General features: G+C 65.0%; 18 protein-coding genes. 10 read left to right on the plus strand and 8 right to left on the minus strand.

All coding sequences use genetic code 11. The annotated features are described in order from the left end of the window. Window positions 1-21: 21 nt before the first annotated feature. The 4 genes from ribBA to nrdR are packed head-to-tail and all read right to left on the minus strand — an operon-like array spanning window position 22 to window position 3,437. The gene (gene ribBA, locus F3J44_RS15625) at window positions 22-1,113 is read right to left on the minus strand and encodes a bifunctional 3,4-dihydroxy-2-butanone-4-phosphate synthase/GTP cyclohydrolase II (protein WP_167063257.1); all 1,092 of its coding nucleotides are present in this window, start codon (window positions 1,111-1,113) and stop codon (window positions 22-24) included. A gap of 18 nt (window positions 1,114-1,131) precedes the next feature. Further along, window positions 1,132-1,797 (minus strand): riboflavin synthase, encoded by a 666-nt coding sequence (locus F3J44_RS15630; protein WP_016497780.1) that lies wholly within the window; start codon window positions 1,795-1,797, stop codon window positions 1,132-1,134. Between the two features lie 42 nt (window positions 1,798-1,839). Beyond that, a complete protein-coding gene (gene ribD, locus F3J44_RS15635; RefSeq protein ID WP_167063254.1) occupies window positions 1,840-2,970 on the minus strand; it encodes a bifunctional diaminohydroxyphosphoribosylaminopyrimidine deaminase/5-amino-6-(5-phosphoribosylamino)uracil reductase RibD in 1,131 nt (376 codons plus the stop codon). Window positions 2,971-2,972: 2 nt separating this feature from the next. Continuing rightward, window positions 2,973-3,437: a transcriptional regulator NrdR gene (nrdR, locus tag F3J44_RS15640; RefSeq protein ID WP_054886565.1), complete on the minus strand. Its 465-nt coding sequence runs from the start codon at window positions 3,435-3,437 to the stop codon at window positions 2,973-2,975. 105 nt (window positions 3,438-3,542) lie between these two features. Here nrdR and F3J44_RS15645 point away from each other — a divergent pair, with 105 nt between their 5' ends. The 3 genes from F3J44_RS15645 to trxA are packed head-to-tail and all read left to right on the plus strand — an operon-like array spanning window position 3,543 to window position 5,560. After that, entirely contained in the window at window positions 3,543-3,995 is a 453-nt protein-coding gene (locus tag F3J44_RS15645; RefSeq protein ID WP_167273927.1) for a YbaY family lipoprotein, read from the plus strand. Window position 3,996: 1 nt separating this feature from the next. Beyond that, complete coding sequence (locus tag F3J44_RS15650) at window positions 3,997-4,656, plus strand: 50S ribosomal protein L11 methyltransferase (protein ID WP_167273930.1); 660 nt, start codon at window positions 3,997-3,999, stop codon at window positions 4,654-4,656. A 31-nt stretch (window positions 4,657-4,687) separates the two neighbouring features. Beyond that, complete coding sequence (gene trxA, locus F3J44_RS15655; protein WP_167063246.1) at window positions 4,688-5,560, plus strand: thioredoxin; 873 nt, start codon at window positions 4,688-4,690, stop codon at window positions 5,558-5,560. A gap of 192 nt (window positions 5,561-5,752) precedes the next feature. Here trxA and F3J44_RS15660 read toward each other — a convergent pair whose 3' ends face one another. Beyond that, complete coding sequence (locus tag F3J44_RS15660) at window positions 5,753-6,097, minus strand: hypothetical protein (protein ID WP_167273933.1); 345 nt, start codon at window positions 6,095-6,097, stop codon at window positions 5,753-5,755. Between the two features lie 136 nt (window positions 6,098-6,233). Between F3J44_RS15660 and F3J44_RS15665 the strand changes: the two genes are divergently transcribed. The 5 genes from F3J44_RS15665 to F3J44_RS15685 all read left to right on the plus strand — a co-directional run bounded on the left by F3J44_RS15665 (window position 6,234) and on the right by F3J44_RS15685 (window position 10,256). Further along, window positions 6,234-6,809: a DUF2796 domain-containing protein gene (locus tag F3J44_RS15665; protein WP_167273936.1), complete on the plus strand. Its 576-nt coding sequence runs from the start codon at window positions 6,234-6,236 to the stop codon at window positions 6,807-6,809. A 1-nt stretch (window position 6,810) separates the two neighbouring features. Continuing rightward, the gene (locus F3J44_RS15670) at window positions 6,811-7,521 is read left to right on the plus strand and encodes an ABC transporter ATP-binding protein (RefSeq protein ID WP_167063236.1); all 711 of its coding nucleotides are present in this window, start codon (window positions 6,811-6,813) and stop codon (window positions 7,519-7,521) included. Next, complete coding sequence (locus F3J44_RS15675; protein WP_167063233.1) at window positions 7,521-8,786, plus strand: ABC transporter permease; 1,266 nt, start codon at window positions 7,521-7,523, stop codon at window positions 8,784-8,786. Before F3J44_RS15670 ends, F3J44_RS15675 begins: the two co-directional genes overlap by 1 nt. A gap of 95 nt (window positions 8,787-8,881) precedes the next feature. Continuing rightward, window positions 8,882-9,463 carry a DUF3299 domain-containing protein gene (locus F3J44_RS15680; RefSeq protein ID WP_205299916.1) on the plus strand — a complete coding sequence of 194 codons (582 nt, stop codon included), beginning with the start codon at window positions 8,882-8,884 and terminating at the stop codon, window positions 9,461-9,463. 109 nt (window positions 9,464-9,572) lie between these two features. Then, window positions 9,573-10,256 carry an OmpW family protein gene (locus F3J44_RS15685; protein WP_167063227.1) on the plus strand — a complete coding sequence of 228 codons (684 nt, stop codon included), beginning with the start codon at window positions 9,573-9,575 and terminating at the stop codon, window positions 10,254-10,256. Here the strand turns inward: F3J44_RS15685 and F3J44_RS15690 are convergent. Further along, window positions 10,244-11,437: an MFS transporter gene (locus F3J44_RS15690; protein ID WP_167273942.1), complete on the minus strand. Its 1,194-nt coding sequence runs from the start codon at window positions 11,435-11,437 to the stop codon at window positions 10,244-10,246. The genes F3J44_RS15685 and F3J44_RS15690 overlap by 13 nt on opposite strands. Before the next feature lie 104 nt (window positions 11,438-11,541). Here F3J44_RS15690 and F3J44_RS15695 point away from each other — a divergent pair, with 104 nt between their 5' ends. Next, window positions 11,542-11,985 (plus strand): helix-turn-helix domain-containing protein, encoded by a 444-nt coding sequence (locus tag F3J44_RS15695; protein WP_167273944.1) that lies wholly within the window; start codon window positions 11,542-11,544, stop codon window positions 11,983-11,985. Window positions 11,986-12,069: 84 nt separating this feature from the next. On the opposite strand, the gene F3J44_RS15700 is transcribed toward F3J44_RS15695, so the two are convergent. Together F3J44_RS15700 and F3J44_RS15705 are read right to left on the minus strand one after the other, a co-directional pair. Beyond that, window positions 12,070-13,002 (minus strand): NAD-dependent epimerase/dehydratase family protein, encoded by a 933-nt coding sequence (locus F3J44_RS15700; protein ID WP_167273947.1) that lies wholly within the window; start codon window positions 13,000-13,002, stop codon window positions 12,070-12,072. After that, the gene (locus tag F3J44_RS15705) at window positions 12,995-13,879 is read right to left on the minus strand and encodes a sugar nucleotide-binding protein (RefSeq protein ID WP_167063214.1); all 885 of its coding nucleotides are present in this window, start codon (window positions 13,877-13,879) and stop codon (window positions 12,995-12,997) included. The genes F3J44_RS15700 and F3J44_RS15705 overlap by 8 nt, the downstream gene beginning before the upstream one ends. A 238-nt stretch (window positions 13,880-14,117) precedes the next feature. Between F3J44_RS15705 and F3J44_RS15710 the strand changes: the two genes are divergently transcribed. Further along, complete coding sequence (locus tag F3J44_RS15710) at window positions 14,118-15,179, plus strand: hypothetical protein (protein WP_167273950.1); 1,062 nt, start codon at window positions 14,118-14,120, stop codon at window positions 15,177-15,179. The last annotated feature ends 15 nt before the right edge of the window (window positions 15,180-15,194 follow it).

Here is a 15,194-nt window from a genome sequence, read left to right on the forward strand (position 1 = left end):
GGGCGTCAATGCCACCTCACGTCACTCGGAGGGCACGTATTCTACAACTTCCAGATCGAATCCGGATATCGCATTGAACTTCATCGGCGAACTCATCAGGCGCATCTTGCGCACGCCGAGGTCACGCAGGATCTGCGAACCGGCACCGACGGTGCTGTAGGTGGTCGGCGCCTTGGTCGGCGCATCGCCTGCGCTTTCGCGGATGTGCGCCAGCAGCACGTCGCCGTCCAGCGGGTGGCCCAGCAGCAGCACCACGCCGCTGCCGGCCTCGGCCACGGCGGCCATGGCCGCACGCAGGCTCCAGCGGCCCGGCTGCTTGACCAGCAGCAGGTCGCGCAGGGGGTCCATGTTGTGCACACGCACCAGGGTGGGCTCTTCGGCGCAGATGTTGCCCAGGGTCAGGGCCATGTGCACGTCGCCTTCCACCGCGTCACGGTAGGTGACCAGGTTGAATTCACCCAGCTCGCTCTCGATCGGCTGCTCGGAAACGCGCTGCACGGTGCGCTCGTGGATCATGCGGTAGTGGATCAGGTCGGCGATGGTGCCGATCTTCAGGCCGTGCTCGGCCGCGAACACTTCCAGCTCGGCGCGGCGCGACATGGTGCCGTCGTCGTTCATCACCTCGCAGATCACGCCGCTGGGCTCGAACCCGGCCATGCGCGCCAGGTCGCAGGCCGCTTCGGTGTGGCCGGCGCGGGCCAGGGTACCGCCGGGCTGGGCCATCAGCGGGAAGATGTGGCCGGGGCTGACGATGTCGTCGGCCTTGGCGTCCTTGGCCGCTGCAGCCTGCACGGTGCGGGCGCGGTCGGCGGCGGAAATGCCGGTGGTCACGCCTTCGGCAGCTTCGATCGACACGGTGAACTTGGTGCCGAAGCCCGAGCCATTGCGCGGCGCCATCAGCGGCAGCTTCAGGGTTTCGCAGCGCTCGCGGGTCATCGGCATGCAGATCAGGCCACGGGCGTGCTTGGCCATGAAGTTGATGTGCTCAGGCAGGCAGCACTCGGCCGCCATGATGATGTCGCCTTCGTTCTCGCGGTCTTCGTCATCCATGAGGATGACCATTTTGCCCTGGCGGATGTCTTCAACCAGTTCTTCGATGCTGTTGAGCGCCACTCGGCACCCCCTTCTCAATCAGGATTTCAAGAAGCCGTTGGCGGCCAGGAAGCTTTCGGTGATGCCACTGCCCTTGCTCGGCTCGGCGGCCTTGTCGCCCAGCAGCAAACGCTCCAGGTAACGGGCCAGCAGGTCGACCTCAAGGTTCACCCGACGCCCTGCGCGGTAGTCGGCCATGATGGTTTCGGACAGGGTGTGCGGGACAATGGTCAGCTCGAACTCGGCGCCATTGACCTCATTGACCGTCAGGCTGGTGCCGTCGACGGTGATCGAGCCCTTGTGGGCGATGTACTTGGCCAGCTCCTTGGGCGCACGCACGCGGAACTGGATGGCGCGGGCGTTATCGCTGCGCGAGATGATTTCACCCACGCCGTCGACATGGCCGCTGACCAGGTGGCCGCCCAGGCGGGTGGTGGGGGTCAGGGCCTTTTCCAGGTTGACCTTGCTGCCGCTCTTGAGGTCGATGAAGGCGGTGCGCTTGAGCGTTTCGACGCTGACGTCGGCCCAGAACCCGTTGCCCGGCAGTTCTACGGCGGTCAGGCACACGCCGTTGACGGCGATGCTGTCGCCGAGCTTGACGTCACCCAGGTCGAGCTTGCCGGTTTCGACGTAGACGCGCACATCACCGCCCTTGGGGGTGAGGCTGCGGATGGTGCCGATGGATTCGATGATGCCGGTGAACATGGGGACTTCCTCAGAAACGGGTTGCGCGGGGCAAGCCGGGCATTATACGCCGGGCGCCGGCAGAGGGATGGCCGTGACCCGCCAGTCATCGCCCACTGCGCGCATTTCGGTGATTTTCAGCCGCGGCGCCTGGCTCATCTGCTCCAGCGGCCAGTCCAGCAATGGCCGGGCCTGGGAACCGAGGAAGGTGCCGGCAACGAACAGCTGGTACTCGTCGACCAGGCCCAACCGGGCAAAGGCGCCGACCAGGCCAGCACCGGCTTCGAGCAGGATTTCGTTGCTGCCACGGGCGGCCAGGGCCTGCAGCAAGGCGGGCAAGTCGACCCGGCCATCGCTGCCGGGCAGGCTCAGCAGTTCATGGCCGGCGGCGGCATAGCGTGGGTCATCGCCCTGGGCCGTCACCACCAGCGCCGGGCCGGCCTGGAAGAACGGCGCGTCCAGGGGCAGGCGCAGGCGGCCGTCGACAAGCACGCGCAGCGGGGTGCGGCTCAGGGCCAGGGCAGTGGTTTCGGCATCCAGGCCCAGCTCGGCGCCGCGCACGGTCATCCGCGCATTGTCGGCCAGCACGCTGGCGGCGCTGGTCAGCACCACGCTGGAGCGGGCGCGCAGGCGCTGCACGGCCGAACGGGCAGCGGGGCCGGTGATCCACTGGCTTTCGCCGCTGGCCATGGCCGTGCGCCCGTCCAGGCTCATCGCCAGCTTGGCGCGCACGAACGGCAGGCCATGCTCCATGCGCTTGAGAAAGCCGGGGTTGAGGGCGCGGGCTTCGGCTTCGAGCACGCCGCTGGCAACACGGATGCCGGCCTCGGCCAGGCGTTGCAGGCCTTGGCCTGCCACTTGCGGGTTGGGGTCCTGCATGGCGGCGACCACGCGGGCCACCCCTGCCTTGACCAATGCCTCGGCGCACGGCGGGGTGCGGCCATGGTGGCTGCACGGCTCCAGTGTCACGTAGGCGCAAGCCCCGCGGGCCCGCTCGCCGGCCTGGCGCAGGGCATGCACCTCGGCATGCGGCTCGCCGGCGCGCACGTGCCAGCCCTCGCCCACTACCTCGCCATCGCGAACGATCACGCAGCCCACGCGCGGGTTGGGATGGGTGGTGTACACACCCTTGCGCGCCAGCTCCAGCGCGCGGGCCATGTAGTGGGCGTCGAGGATCGCGGTCTGGCTGGGCATGCTCACTCTTTAGCCGGCTCGCGGGCCAGGCGGTCGATTTCTTCGCGGAATTCGTCGAGGTCCTGGAAGCGCCGGTACACCGAGGCGAAGCGGATGTAGGCGACTTCATCGAGCTTGCGCAGCTCGGCCATGACCATTTCACCCACCACCAGCGACTTCACTTCGCGCTCGCCAGTGGCGCGCAGGCGGCTCTTGATGTGCGCCAGCGCCGCTTCCAGGCGCTCGATGCTGACCGGGCGCTTTTCCAGCGCTCGCTGCATGCCGGCACGCAGCTTCTCTTCGTCGAAGGGCTGGCGGGTGCCGTCCTGCTTGATCAGCCGCGGCAACACCAGCTCGGCGGTTTCGAAGGTGGTGAAACGCTCGCCACAGGCGACGCATTCACGGCGGCGGCGCACCTGTTCGCCCTCGGCGACCAGACGCGAGTCGATGACCTTGGTGTCGTTGGCACCGCAAAACGGACAGTGCATGGTGGCAGGCAACAAAAAAAGGGAGGGCCATGGTAGCGCATTGCACTGGCAAGACAAGCCAAAGGGGTTAACATCCATAGAATTCTGCCCGTGAAGGACCCACCCATGCATCTTCGTGCGCTCCTCGTGCTGTGCTGCGCCGCCCTGCTCGCCGCCTGCGGCAGCGATCGGCCCAAGACCGAAGCCGCCCCTGCGCCCGCCCCGGCCACCACCGCCCGCAAAGCCGAGCCACTGGGCCCGCTGCCGGCCTACCAGCGCGAACTGAGCGGCACGCTGCTGGATATCCCGCCCGGCACCGACGTGGAACTGGCGCTGCTGGTGATCGATGAGCGCAACCGCCCGCAGCAACTGCTGGCCAGCAGCACCCTCTACGGCACCGGCCAAGCCCTGCCCTACCAGCTGCGTTTCAACCCCGAAGCCTTCCCGGCCGGTGCGCGGGTGGAGCTGCGTGGCCGCGTCAGCCGCTCCGGCGAGCTGATCATGCACCTGCCGCCCGTGCGCATCGCCCAGCCCCAATCCCAGGCCACCGGCCCGCTGCGTTTCGAAGCGGTGCCCTGAAGTGGCGCCGCTTGCCCTGCAACAGGCGCTCAGCAGCCTGATCGGCGAGGCGCGCCTGGTGGCCAGCGAGCTGCCTGAATGTGCGCTGAAACTGTGGCTGATCGATGACCAGAACATGGACCGCGCGTTCAGCAGCGAGGAAACCCGGCGCATCCTCGAAGAGCCACCGTACTGGAGCTTCTGCTGGGCCAGCGGCCTGGCCATGGCCCGCTACCTCGCGGCCAACCCGCACTGGGTGGCGGGCAAGCGCGTGCTGGATTTCGGCGCCGGTTCCGGCATTGCCGGCATTGCTGCAGCCCACGCCGGGGCGCTGGAAGTGGTGGCCTGCGACCTCGACCCGCTGGCCCTGCAGGCGTGCCGTGCCAACGCCGCACTCAATGGCGTGGAACTGGGCTACAGCGAAGATTTCTTCGCCGAGGCCGACCGCTTCGACCTGATCCTGGTGGCCGACGTGCTGTACGACCGGGCCAACCTGCCGCTGCTCGACGCCTTCCTCAGCCGCGGCCGCCAGGCGCTGGTGGCCGACTCGCGGGTGCGTGATTTCAGCCACCCGCTGTATCGCCAACTGGGCGTGCTGCAAGCGCTGACCCTGCCGGACCTGGCCGAGCCGCACGAATTCCGCCGGGTCAGCCTGTACCACGCCAGTCGCGAGCCTTTATAGTGGTGCCATTCACGGATTTGCGAGAGTCGCGATGAGCCAAGACCTGCCGTACATTTTCGACGCCACCGATGCCAACTTCCAGCAACTGGTGATCGAGAACTCCTTCCACAAGCCGGTGCTGGTGGATTTCTGGGCCGAGTGGTGCGCGCCGTGCAAGGCCCTGATGCCGCTGCTGGCGAAGATCACCGAGGGCTACCAGGGCGAGTTGCTGCTGGCCAAGATCAACTGCGATGTCGAGCAACAAGTGGTGGCGCAGTTCGGCATTCGCAGCCTGCCGACCGTGGTGCTGTTCAAGGACGGCCAACCGGTTGACGGCTTTGCCGGCGCACAGCCGGAGTCGGCGATCCGCGCCATGCTTGAACCGCACGTGCAGATGCCTGCCGCACCCGCTGCATCGCCCCTGGAGCAGGCCAAGGCGCTGTTCGCCGAAAGCCGTTTCGCCGAGGCCGAGGCGCTGCTGCAGGCGCTGCTGGGCGAAGACAACAGCAATGCCGAGGCGCTGATCCTGTATGCCCGTTGCCTGGCCGAGCGGGGCGAGCTGGGTGAAGCCCAGGTGGTGCTGGATGCGGTCAAGACCGACGAGCACAAGGCCGCCCTGGCCGGTGCCAAGGCCCAGCTGACCTTCCTGCGCCAGGCTGCCAGCCTGCCGGAAGTCGCCGACCTGAAAAGCCGCCTGGCGCAGAACCCACAGGATGACGAGGCGGCTTACCAGCTGAGCATCCAGCAACTGGCACGCCAGCAGTACGAGGCGGCGCTGGAAGGGTTGTTGAAGCTGTTCCAACGTAACCGTGGCTATGAGAACGGCTTGCCGCAGAAGGCGATGCTGCAGGTGTTCGAACTGCTGGGCAGTGATCACCCGCTGGTGGGCGTTTATCGCCGCCGGTTGTCTTCGGCCATGTTCTGAGCTGAAGGCCGTTGCGACAGGGGCTGCGCCGCCTTCGGGTTTGCGCAGTCCCGGTAGGAGCTAGCGCAGCTCGCGATGGGCTGCAAGGCAGCCCCGGCAATATTGGCGGCAAAGCTGAGAGCCTGGGGCCGCTGCGCGCCCCATCGCGAGCTGTGCTCGCTCCTACCATGCACGCTGCCCGCCCAGGCAGCCTCACCCCACCCAGTGATACACCGGCGCATCCGCGCCACTTTCCACCTTCACCTCACTGCAATGGCGCAACCGCACCAGCAACCGCTTGCCCGCCGCCGTACTCCCGGCCAGCCCTTCCAACCGGTCGAGCAGCTCTGGCCCGCTCATCTGCCCCGCCTGGCGCAGCACATCGCGCGCCGCCGTCCACTGCCCGTCATCCTGGCGCGGCGCCGCCGCCACAGCGCCAACGGCCGCCGGCAACACGGCCGGCACATCCACCTGGCGCCCCAGTTGCGCCCACTCGTGCGGTTCCAGCTCGACCGTCAGGTCCACCGGCCAGTCACCAATCTGTCCACGAATTCTCACGATGATTTCCTTGCAAGCAGGTCAATGTCAGCCATGCTACCGCAACATGAAACCTGCGCCACCCGGGCTGGCGGCCATGAGAAAAGTTGTTATAACATAACTGAATATTTCCCCCAGCCCATTCCTGGAGTCGTTCATGCGCCGTCTGCTGCTTGCCCTGCCCTTCGCCCTGCTGCCCCTGGCCGTGGCCCATGCCCACGACGAACATGACCACGACCATGCCCACAGCACCCTCGGTGCCCATGAGCACGGCGTGGCCAAGCTCAATGTGGTGCTCGACGGCAACACCCTGGAGCTGGAACTGGACAGCCCGGCCATGAACCTGGTCGGCTTCGAACACCTGGCCAGCAGCGATGCCGACAAAGCCAAGGTCGCCGCTGTGCGCCAGCAGCTGGAACAACCGCTGAAGCTGTTCGGCCTGGCCGCTGCAGCAGGCTGCAAGGAAGACCAGCAGGAATTGGAAAGCCCGCTGTTCGGCGACGCGGCCAAGGCTGACGACGACGGCGATGAACACGAAAAAGGCCACGTGCACAGCGACATCAACGCCCATTACCAGCTGACCTGCGCCACCCCGGAAAAACTCGCCCAGCTCGACCTCGCCCCGCTGTACAAGGCGTTCCCGGCCACCCAGAAGATCAACGTTCAGCTGATTGGCCCGAACGGCCAGAAAGGCGTGGAAACCTCGCCTGCCAAGGCCGTGGTCGCATTCTGAGATGAACCAGGCGTTGATTGAACTGCAGGACCTGGTGTTCGCCTGGCCTGGCCAGGCGCCGTTGCTGGATATTCCGGCATTTCGCCTGGAAGCCGGCGAAGCCTTGTTCCTCAAGGGCCCCAGCGGCAGTGGCAAGACCACCCTGCTGGGCCTGTTGGGCGGTGTGAACCGGCCTGGCCAGGGGCGCATCCAGCTGCTTGGCCAGGACCTCGCCGCACTGGGCCAGGGTGCCCGTGACCGCTTTCGGGTCGACCACACCGGCTACATCTTCCAGCAGTTCAACCTGCTGCCGTTCCTGTCGGTGCGCGAGAACGTCGAGCTGCCGTGCCGCTTCTCGCGCAGCCGCGCAAGCCGTGCGCAGCAACGCCATGGCAGCGTAGACCAGGCCGCCAGCGAACTGCTGGCGCACCTGGGCCTGGGTGACCCGGCGCTGCTCGCGCGGCGCGCCGACAGCTTGTCGATCGGCCAGCAGCAGCGCGTTGCTGCAGCCCGCGCCCTGATCGGCCAGCCCGAACTGGTGATCGCCGACGAGCCAACCTCGGCACTCGATGCCGACACCCGCGAAGCGTTCATCGGCCTGCTGTTCGACGAATGCCGGGCGGCCGGCTCCAGCCTGCTGTTCGTCAGCCATGACCAGAGCCTGGCACCGCTGTTCGACCGTCACCTGTCCCTGGCCGAACTCAACCGCGCCGCCAAGCCCCGGGAGGCCTGATGTACCTGCTCCGCCTTGCCTTGGCCAGCCTGGCCAACCGCCGTTTCACGGCATTTCTCACTGCCTTTGCGATTGCCTTGTCGGTGTGCCTGCTGCTGGCCGTCGAGCGCGTGCGCACCGAAGCGCGCGCCAGCTTCGCCAGCACCATCAGCGGCACCGACCTGATCGTTGGCGCCCGCTCGGGGTCGGTGAACCTGTTGCTGTACTCGGTGTTTCGCATCGGCAACGCCACCAACAACATTCGCTGGGACAGCTTCCAGCACTACGCCCAGGACCCACGGGTGAAATGGGCGATCCCGATTTCGCTGGGCGACTCGCACCGCGGCTACCGGGTGATGGGCACCACCACCGACTACTTCGACCATTACCAGTACGGCCGCAAGCAGCACCTGGAACTGAGCCAGGGCCGTGCGTTCGCCAGTGACCCGTTCGAGGTGGTGCTGGGGGCAGAAGTGGCCGACACCCTGCACTACAAGCTCGGCGACAAGCTGGTACTGGCCCATGGCGTGGCCGCCATCAGCCTGGTCAAGCATGACGACAAGCCGTTCACCGTGGTCGGCGTGCTCAAGCGCACCGGCACCCCGGTGGACCGCACACTGCACATCAGCCTGGGCGGCATGGAGGCCATCCACATCGACTGGCACAACGGCGTGCCAGCCCGTGGCGCCGGGCGCATCAGCGCCGACCAGGCGCGCACCATGGACCTGCAACCCACGGCCATCACCGCCTTCATGCTCGGCCTGAACAGCAAGATCGCCACCTTCAGCCTGCAGCGTGAGATCAACGAATACCTCAGCGAGCCGTTGCTGGCGATTCTGCCGGGGGTGGCCCTGCAGGAGCTGTGGAGCCTGATGGGCACGGCCGAGCAGGCGCTGTTCGTGGTGTCGCTGTTCGTGGTGCTGACCGGGTTGATCGGCATGCTCACGGCGATTCTCACCAGCCTCAACGAGCGCCGCCGGGAGATGGCGATTCTGCGCTCGGTGGGCGCGCGGCCCTGGCACATCGCCGGGTTGCTGGTACTCGAAGCGCTGGCACTGGCAGTGGCCGGGATCGCTGCGGGGCTTGGCCTGTTGTATGCGGGAATCGCGGTGGCCCAGGGGTACGTGCAGGCCAACTATGGTTTGTACCTGCCATTGGCCTGGCCCAGTGCCCATGAATGGACATTGCTGGCTATCATCCTCGGCGCGGCCCTGCTGATGGGCAGCGTGCCGGCCTGGCGCGCCTACCGGCAGTCGCTGGCCGATGGCCTGTCGATTCACCTTTGAGAGTGTGTGCAATGACCTGGAACCTCACTGCCTTCTTCGCGGGTAAGCCCGCCCCCACAGACTTGAAGGGGCTGAGGAACCCTGTAGGAGCGGGCTTGCCCCGCGAACACCGGCAAAGCCGGTGCCAGGCACCGCGTTGCCTGGCGAAACGGCCAGCACGAGCAGCCCACCTGCTGTTGGCAGCACTGCTGTGCATCGCTCTGCCCAGCTGGGCAGACGAGGCCCGCGAGCTGGACTGGCCTGCCCTCATCCCCGAGGGTGCGCCGGTCATCCCGCCGCAGCTCACGCCGTTGCACGACATGTCGCAGCTCGGCAACGCGCTTTCTGCCGAATCTGCCCCACCCGCCCGCCAGCAGGCACCCGATGCACCTGTGGTGAAAAGCCTGGACGGCCAACAGGTAAAGATCCCCGGTTACATCGTGCCGCTGGAAGTGAACGAGGAAGGCCGCACCACCGACTTCCTGCTGGTGCCTTACTACGGCGCCTGCATTCATGTGCCTCCGCCACCCTCGAACCAGATCGTCCACGTGATTACCGAAATGGGGGTGCGCGTGGAAGACCTCTACCAGCCCTACTGGATCGAAGGAAAGATGCAGGTTAGAGCCTCCAGCAGCGAATTGGCCGACGCCGGTTACCAGATGGAAGCCGAGAAAATATTCGTTTATGAGCTGAAGTGAGAACTGTTTCGAATTCGTGACGACACTTCTTTGAGCTGGGTCAAGTAACTGGCCCGGGCTGCTCCTTACCATTGGACTACTCGATTAATAACGTCCTTTGGGAGCTTCCATGAACAAGTCTTTGCTCGGCGCCTCACTCGTGGCCCTGGCGCTCATCACCCCTGTTGCCCACGCCTACCAGGCCGGTGACATGATTCTGCGGGCCGGTGCCATCACCACCGCGCCGAACGAGAACAGCGGCGACCTGAAATTCGATGGCAACAAGGTGTCGGGCACCAAGGCGACCCTGGACAGCGACACCCAGCTGGGCCTGACCTTCGCCTACATGCTCACCGACCATGTGGGCCTTGAGCTGCTGGCAGCGACCCCGTTCAAGCACACCGTGGGCGTCAAGGGCCTGGGCGGCGGCCTGGACGGCAAGCTGGCCGACATCAAGCAACTGCCACCGACCCTGTCCGTGCAGTACTACCCGATGGAGCCGAACTCCAAGTTCCAGCCGTATGCCGGCGTGGGCATCAACTACACCCTGTTCTTCGATGAAGACCTCAGCAGCAACCGTAAACAACAGGGCTTCAGCAACCTCAAGTTGCAGGATTCGGTCGGTATCGCCGGCCAACTGGGCATGGACTACATGATCACCGACAACCTGCTGGTCAACGCCTCGGTCTGGTACGTCGACATCGACACCAAGGCCAGCGTCAATGGCCCAAGCGCCTTGGGCTACAGCAAGACCAAGGTCGACGTGGATGTCGACCCATGGGTGTACATGGTCGGCCTGGGCTACAAGTTCTGACCTGAACAACGCAGGGCGGCTGCGGCCGCCCGCGTCCTGCCCTGCCATAGCCAGCACCCCAGGGCCGCCGCGCTGAACGCCGCGCCCAACAGGCACACCGCCGGCCACCCCCAGCGGCCATACACGCCGCTCGCCAACACCGCCCCCACGCCACTGCCCAGCGAATAACAGCACATGTAGGCACCGATCAGTCGGCTGGCCAGCGCTGCGCGCCCTGCCAGCAGCAGGCTCTGGTTGGTGACATGCACCGCCTGCACGGCGAAATCCAGCAGCACGACGCCCAGCGCGAAGGCCAGTAGCGATTGCCCAACGAAGGCCGTGGGCAGCCATGACAGGGTCAGCAACGCCAGCGCCAGCCCGGTGGTGCGCTCCCCCAGGCCGCGGTCGGCCAGGCGCCCGGCACGGGAAGCGGCCAGCGCGCCAGCGACACCGGCCAGGCCGAACAGGCCGATCTGCGTATGGCTGAGGGCCAGGGGAGCGGTGCTCAAGGGCAACACCATGCTGCTCCACAGCACACTGAACGCCGCGAAGATCAGCAGGCCGAACAAGCCGCGCTGGCGCAGCAGCCGGTCGTGGCGGTACAGGCTGAACAACGAACCGATCAGCCGCAGGTAGCCTGGGCGATGAGCCGCAGGCTGGGTGCCTGGCAAGTAGCGCAGGAGCAAGGCGGCCATCAGCAGCAGTGCCCCGGCGCAGGCGAGATAGACGCTGCGCCAACCGGCCAGGTCGGCCACCACTCCCGAGGCCAGGCGCGCCAGCAGAATGCCCAGTACCACACCACCGGTCACTGTGCCCACGGCCTGCCCTTGTTGTGCTGGCGCGGCCAGGGTCGCGGCGTAGGCCACCATCACCTGCACCATCACCGCCATCAGCCCGGTCAGGGTCAGGGCGACCAACAACAGCGCCCACTGCTGCGCCATGCCGACCCCGACCAGCGCCAGCGCCGAGAGCAGCAACTGGCCCAGCAACAATCGCTTGCGCTCGACCAAGTCGCCCAGGGGCACGATCAGGACAAGCCCCAGGGCGTAACCCGCCTGTGTGACACCGACTACCCAGCCAACCTTGCCCTGCGCCACGCCCAGGTCACGGGCCATGGACTCGAGCAGCGGCTGAGCGATGTACACCGTCGCGACGGCCAGCGCGCAGGTGGTGGCAAGTAGCAGCGTTATCCAGCGCCTCATGGCTTTCACTCCCTTGATTTCTGGTTTCAAATTGAAACTACATGCTGGATATTTAGCAAACCTGGTTTTAATCTGCAACCAGATGATCAGGCGAGGATTTACCGATGCTCGATGAAGTGAACAGCCAATGCCCCGTGGCACGGGCGCTTGAGGTGCTGGGTGACCGTTGGGCGCTGATGATCCTGCGCGATGCCTTTGATGGCCTGCGCCGGTTCAGCGAGTTCCAGAAGAACCTGGGGCTGGCGAAGAACATCCTCGCCTCGCGGCTCAAGCTGCTGGTGGAATGCGGCTTGCTGGCGTTGCAGCCGGCATCGGATGGCAGTGCCTACAAGGAATATGTGCTGACCGAGAAAGGGCGCTCGGTGTTTCCGATCGTGGTCGGCTTGCGCCAGTGGGGGGAGCGGTTTCTGTTCGAGGCGGGGGAAGCGCGCTCGGCGCTGGTGGACAGGGCCAGCGGGCATGCTGTGCAGATGTTGGAAGTGCGGGCCGGCGATGGTCGGGTGCTGAGGGCCGAGGATTGCCAGCGTACCCTGGTACGGCATACCTAAGCCGGGGCCGCGTAACCGGCCCCACACTACCCCTGTAGGAGCGGCCTTGCGCCGCGAATGGGCTGCAACGCAGCCCCGGCTATCTCATGCTTTGCCAAGCAACCGAGCCAGACCTTCGACAATCGAAGTCGGCTGCGCCAGCTCAAAGCGCGCCAACAACCGCTGGTTGTCCGCCCGCGAATGGCGAATGTCACCCGACCGCGCCTCACCGTAGCTGACCGCAGGCAAGCTGCCCACCACCTGTTCCAACGCCTTGAGCATCTGGTTCAGCGAGGTGGCCCGGTTCAGCCCGACATTGACCGCGCCCTCTTCCACCTGTGGCTGCTCCAGCGCCTGCATCAATACCTGCACCAAGTCCCCCACGTAGAGGAAGTCGCGGGTCTGCTCGCCGTCACCAAACACCGTGATCGGCAAGCCTTGGGTGGCGCGCTCGCAGAAGATGCTGATCACCCCCGAGTACGGCGAGGATGGGTCCTGGCGCGGCCCGAAGATGTTGAAGAAGCGGAACACCACAGGCTCCAGGCCATGCTGGCGGCGGTAGAAGTCCAGGTACTGCTCGCTGGCGAGCTTGTCCACCGCATAGGGGGTCAGCGGGGCCTTGGCGGTGTCTTCGCTGATTGCCTGGCCTTCGCCATTGTTGCCATAGACCGCCGCGCTGGAAGCGAACAAGACTCGGCGCACGCCGTGCACGCGCATGGCTTCGCAGACGTTGAGGGTGCCGATGAAGTTGCTCTGGTGGGTTTTCACCGGGTCATCCACCGATGCCTGCACCGAGGCCACGGCCGCCAGGTGGACCACCCCGCCGCAGCCCTGCATGGCACGCAATACCAGGCCCGCATCGGCCACGTCACCTTCGATCAGCTCCAGGTGCGGGTGATCCAGTTGCAGGTTGCTGCGCTTGCCCATGGACAGGTCGTCCAGCACGCGCACCGCATAACCTTTGGCCAGCAAAGCATCACACAGGTGGGAGCCAATGAAGCCGGCGCCGCCGGTGATGAGAATGGGGGCGTCAGCCATGGCGGTAGAATCGGTCCAGTAGGGGCGGCAAGCCGGCGCGCCAGGCACGCGGCTTGATGCCGAAGGTGTGAAGGATTTTCTTGCAGGCCAGCACAGCGTGCTGCGGCTCTTCGCTGGCATCCGGGCGCGCGGCATGGGCCTGCGCGGTGGGCGCCTGCACCGCCAGCTGGCGATACTGGCCAGCCTCGGTGAGGATCGCCTGGCCCAGCGCCAGCGGCGTGGTGGCCTCGTTGCCGGCGTAGTGGTAGGTGCCCCACAGTGGCGCGCTGCAATCGAGCTGCTTGAGCACCGACAGAATCACCCGTGCAGCGTCGTCGACCGGCGTCGGGTTACCACGCCGGTCATCGGCCAGCAGCAGTTCCTGGGGCTGTTCGGCGCGGGTGAGGAAGCGGCCCAGGGCCCCGTCGATACTCTCGTCCAGCAGCCAGCCGAAGCGCAGCAGCACGTGCTGCGGGCAGGCCGCGCGCACGCTTTGCTCGATGCGCCAGAGCGCCTGGCCACGCAGGCCCAGCGGTACGGGCTCGTCCTTTTCGCTGTAGGCCGTGGCCCGTGACCCGTCGAATACCCGGTAGCTGGAAGGCTGAACCAGGGTGATCTGATGGTGCTGGCACAACTCCGCCAGGCGCTCGACCGCCCGCTCCTGCTGGGCCAGGCGCGGTTCGCTGACCGACTCTGCCTGGAACCAGTCGAAGTAGTAAGCCAGGTTGACCAGGGCATCGGGGCGGTGATCGTCGAGCAGCTGAGTGAGGCTGGCCGGTGCCCAGCCATCTTCGGGCGGGCGCGGTGCCAGGAATGCGATGTCCTCCTCGGCCCCGAGACGAATCAGCGCTTGCCCGAGGGCATTGCCACCACCCAACAGCATCAGGCGCATACGCATAGAGTCAGCAGATCCGAACAGGTTGATTGGAGTAAAGGAGTCATTCTGCTGTTTCCGGGCGGGGAAGTCCAACCCTGGGGGGTTGGGGGACAGTGAGCCCTGAGATGGCCTCCATTTCGCGGGAAATTCCCTACAGGTCAGAGCTACCAGGTCCTGCATTCAGCGCGAGAAAAAGCTGCGTCAATAGCGCCTTCGTCCAAACCAAATCTCGCCACATCCCTACATAAAGGATAATACGATGACAGGGAGTTACTGCACCGCATTACAAGATGTCGTTCACTTTCGCTTCAGTACAGTACAAGCTTATAAACTCGATAAAGCATCTAGACATCTCTCACGCCTCGGCGGACCTGACGCCCCAGGCTCTGCAGATTTGTCCATTCACTATGCCTTCGATTTGAAAAATTATCTGACTACTGCTCAGCTATCACAATTATCAGCATTCATTGACGGTAAGGTTTGCGCCATCGAATTTAGCTCCATGCTGCCGCTTCGCACCGACCCGGTCCCAGACTCTCTTCCACCGATAGATGAGCTGGCTCATGCCCCAGAAACAATCTATTTGGCATCGAGACATCAGGTTCTACTTGGTCTTGTGGGATACCGTTCTTTCGCCTTCGATATCGACAACGATGCCAAACAGTTGCGGCTTGTCGCTAACTTCAAGGGTGGCGGTGAGCGCCCACTGGTTCATGAGGCCCCGCATCAACCCGCCGAATTGAGTTCCCATGCCGGCGTTTGCCTCGGGCCTCATACGGAGCCACCTTATAACTGCTCGGTAGTGGCCGAGGGAGGCCATTCGCCTGCTCCAAGCGCACTGATTCTGACGGCACGGTGGAATCCACAAGGAGAACCAACTCGATTGACACCCATGCGACCTGTCATTGCAAAGCTCAATGGCCTAGAAGCACTGGCGCTTTCATCACGCTCTTACCGTTTCAGTCGGAGTGAGTGCTTCATCAAGGATGATAGCCCGCCTCCCGCAGCGAGCTCTATCCTGCAGTTCGATGGGCATTTCGGATACACCTTGCGCTACAGCACTTATCGCTATTCTCTGGATAACCATGCGGTACCTCATGCAAAAAAAGCACTTCATACTCTGCGGCGGTTAATCACCCAAGTTGAAGCCTGCACGTACACACTGGATTCTAGCTCAGCACTTCTCATCAATAACAGCCAGGCACTTCACGGGCGCGACATCATCCAAGATAACCGAAGACTTCTGATTCGGCTCTTTGCCTATTCGCCTCAAACTGAACCGCTTGTATTGCACTCAGACCCTCTTGTCGTTCGCGGATAAAGGAAAGGTTGCCAA

The organism is Pantoea sp. Tr-811, assembly GCF_011752535.1.
Taxonomy (GTDB): domain Bacteria; phylum Pseudomonadota; class Gammaproteobacteria; order Pseudomonadales; family Pseudomonadaceae; genus Aquipseudomonas.

Coding starts and splice junctions, on each gene's coding strand:
- nrdR (WP_054886565.1), bottom strand. CDS start 3,437: ATGCACTGTCCGTTTTGCGGTGCCAACGACACCAAGGTCATCGACTCG.
- F3J44_RS15705 (WP_167063214.1), bottom strand. CDS start 13,879: ATGCGTATGCGCCTGATGCTGTTGGGTGGTGGCAATGCCCTCGGGCAA.
- F3J44_RS15645 (WP_167273927.1), top strand. CDS start 3,543: ATGCATCTTCGTGCGCTCCTCGTGCTGTGCTGCGCCGCCCTGCTCGCC.
- trxA (WP_167063246.1), top strand. CDS start 4,688: ATGAGCCAAGACCTGCCGTACATTTTCGACGCCACCGATGCCAACTTC.
- F3J44_RS15685 (WP_167063227.1), top strand. CDS start 9,573: ATGAACAAGTCTTTGCTCGGCGCCTCACTCGTGGCCCTGGCGCTCATC.
- F3J44_RS15700 (WP_167273947.1), bottom strand. CDS start 13,002: ATGGCTGACGCCCCCATTCTCATCACCGGCGGCGCCGGCTTCATTGGC.
- F3J44_RS15670 (WP_167063236.1), top strand. CDS start 6,811: ATGAACCAGGCGTTGATTGAACTGCAGGACCTGGTGTTCGCCTGGCCT.
- F3J44_RS15665 (WP_167273936.1), top strand. CDS start 6,234: ATGCGCCGTCTGCTGCTTGCCCTGCCCTTCGCCCTGCTGCCCCTGGCC.
- F3J44_RS15675 (WP_167063233.1), top strand. CDS start 7,521: ATGTACCTGCTCCGCCTTGCCTTGGCCAGCCTGGCCAACCGCCGTTTC.
- F3J44_RS15630 (WP_016497780.1), bottom strand. CDS start 1,797: ATGTTCACCGGCATCATCGAATCCATCGGCACCATCCGCAGCCTCACC.
- F3J44_RS15695 (WP_167273944.1), top strand. CDS start 11,542: ATGCTCGATGAAGTGAACAGCCAATGCCCCGTGGCACGGGCGCTTGAG.
- F3J44_RS15690 (WP_167273942.1), bottom strand. CDS start 11,437: ATGAGGCGCTGGATAACGCTGCTACTTGCCACCACCTGCGCGCTGGCC.
- F3J44_RS15710 (WP_167273950.1), top strand. CDS start 14,118: ATGACAGGGAGTTACTGCACCGCATTACAAGATGTCGTTCACTTTCGC.
- ribD (WP_167063254.1), bottom strand. CDS start 2,970: ATGCCCAGCCAGACCGCGATCCTCGACGCCCACTACATGGCCCGCGCG.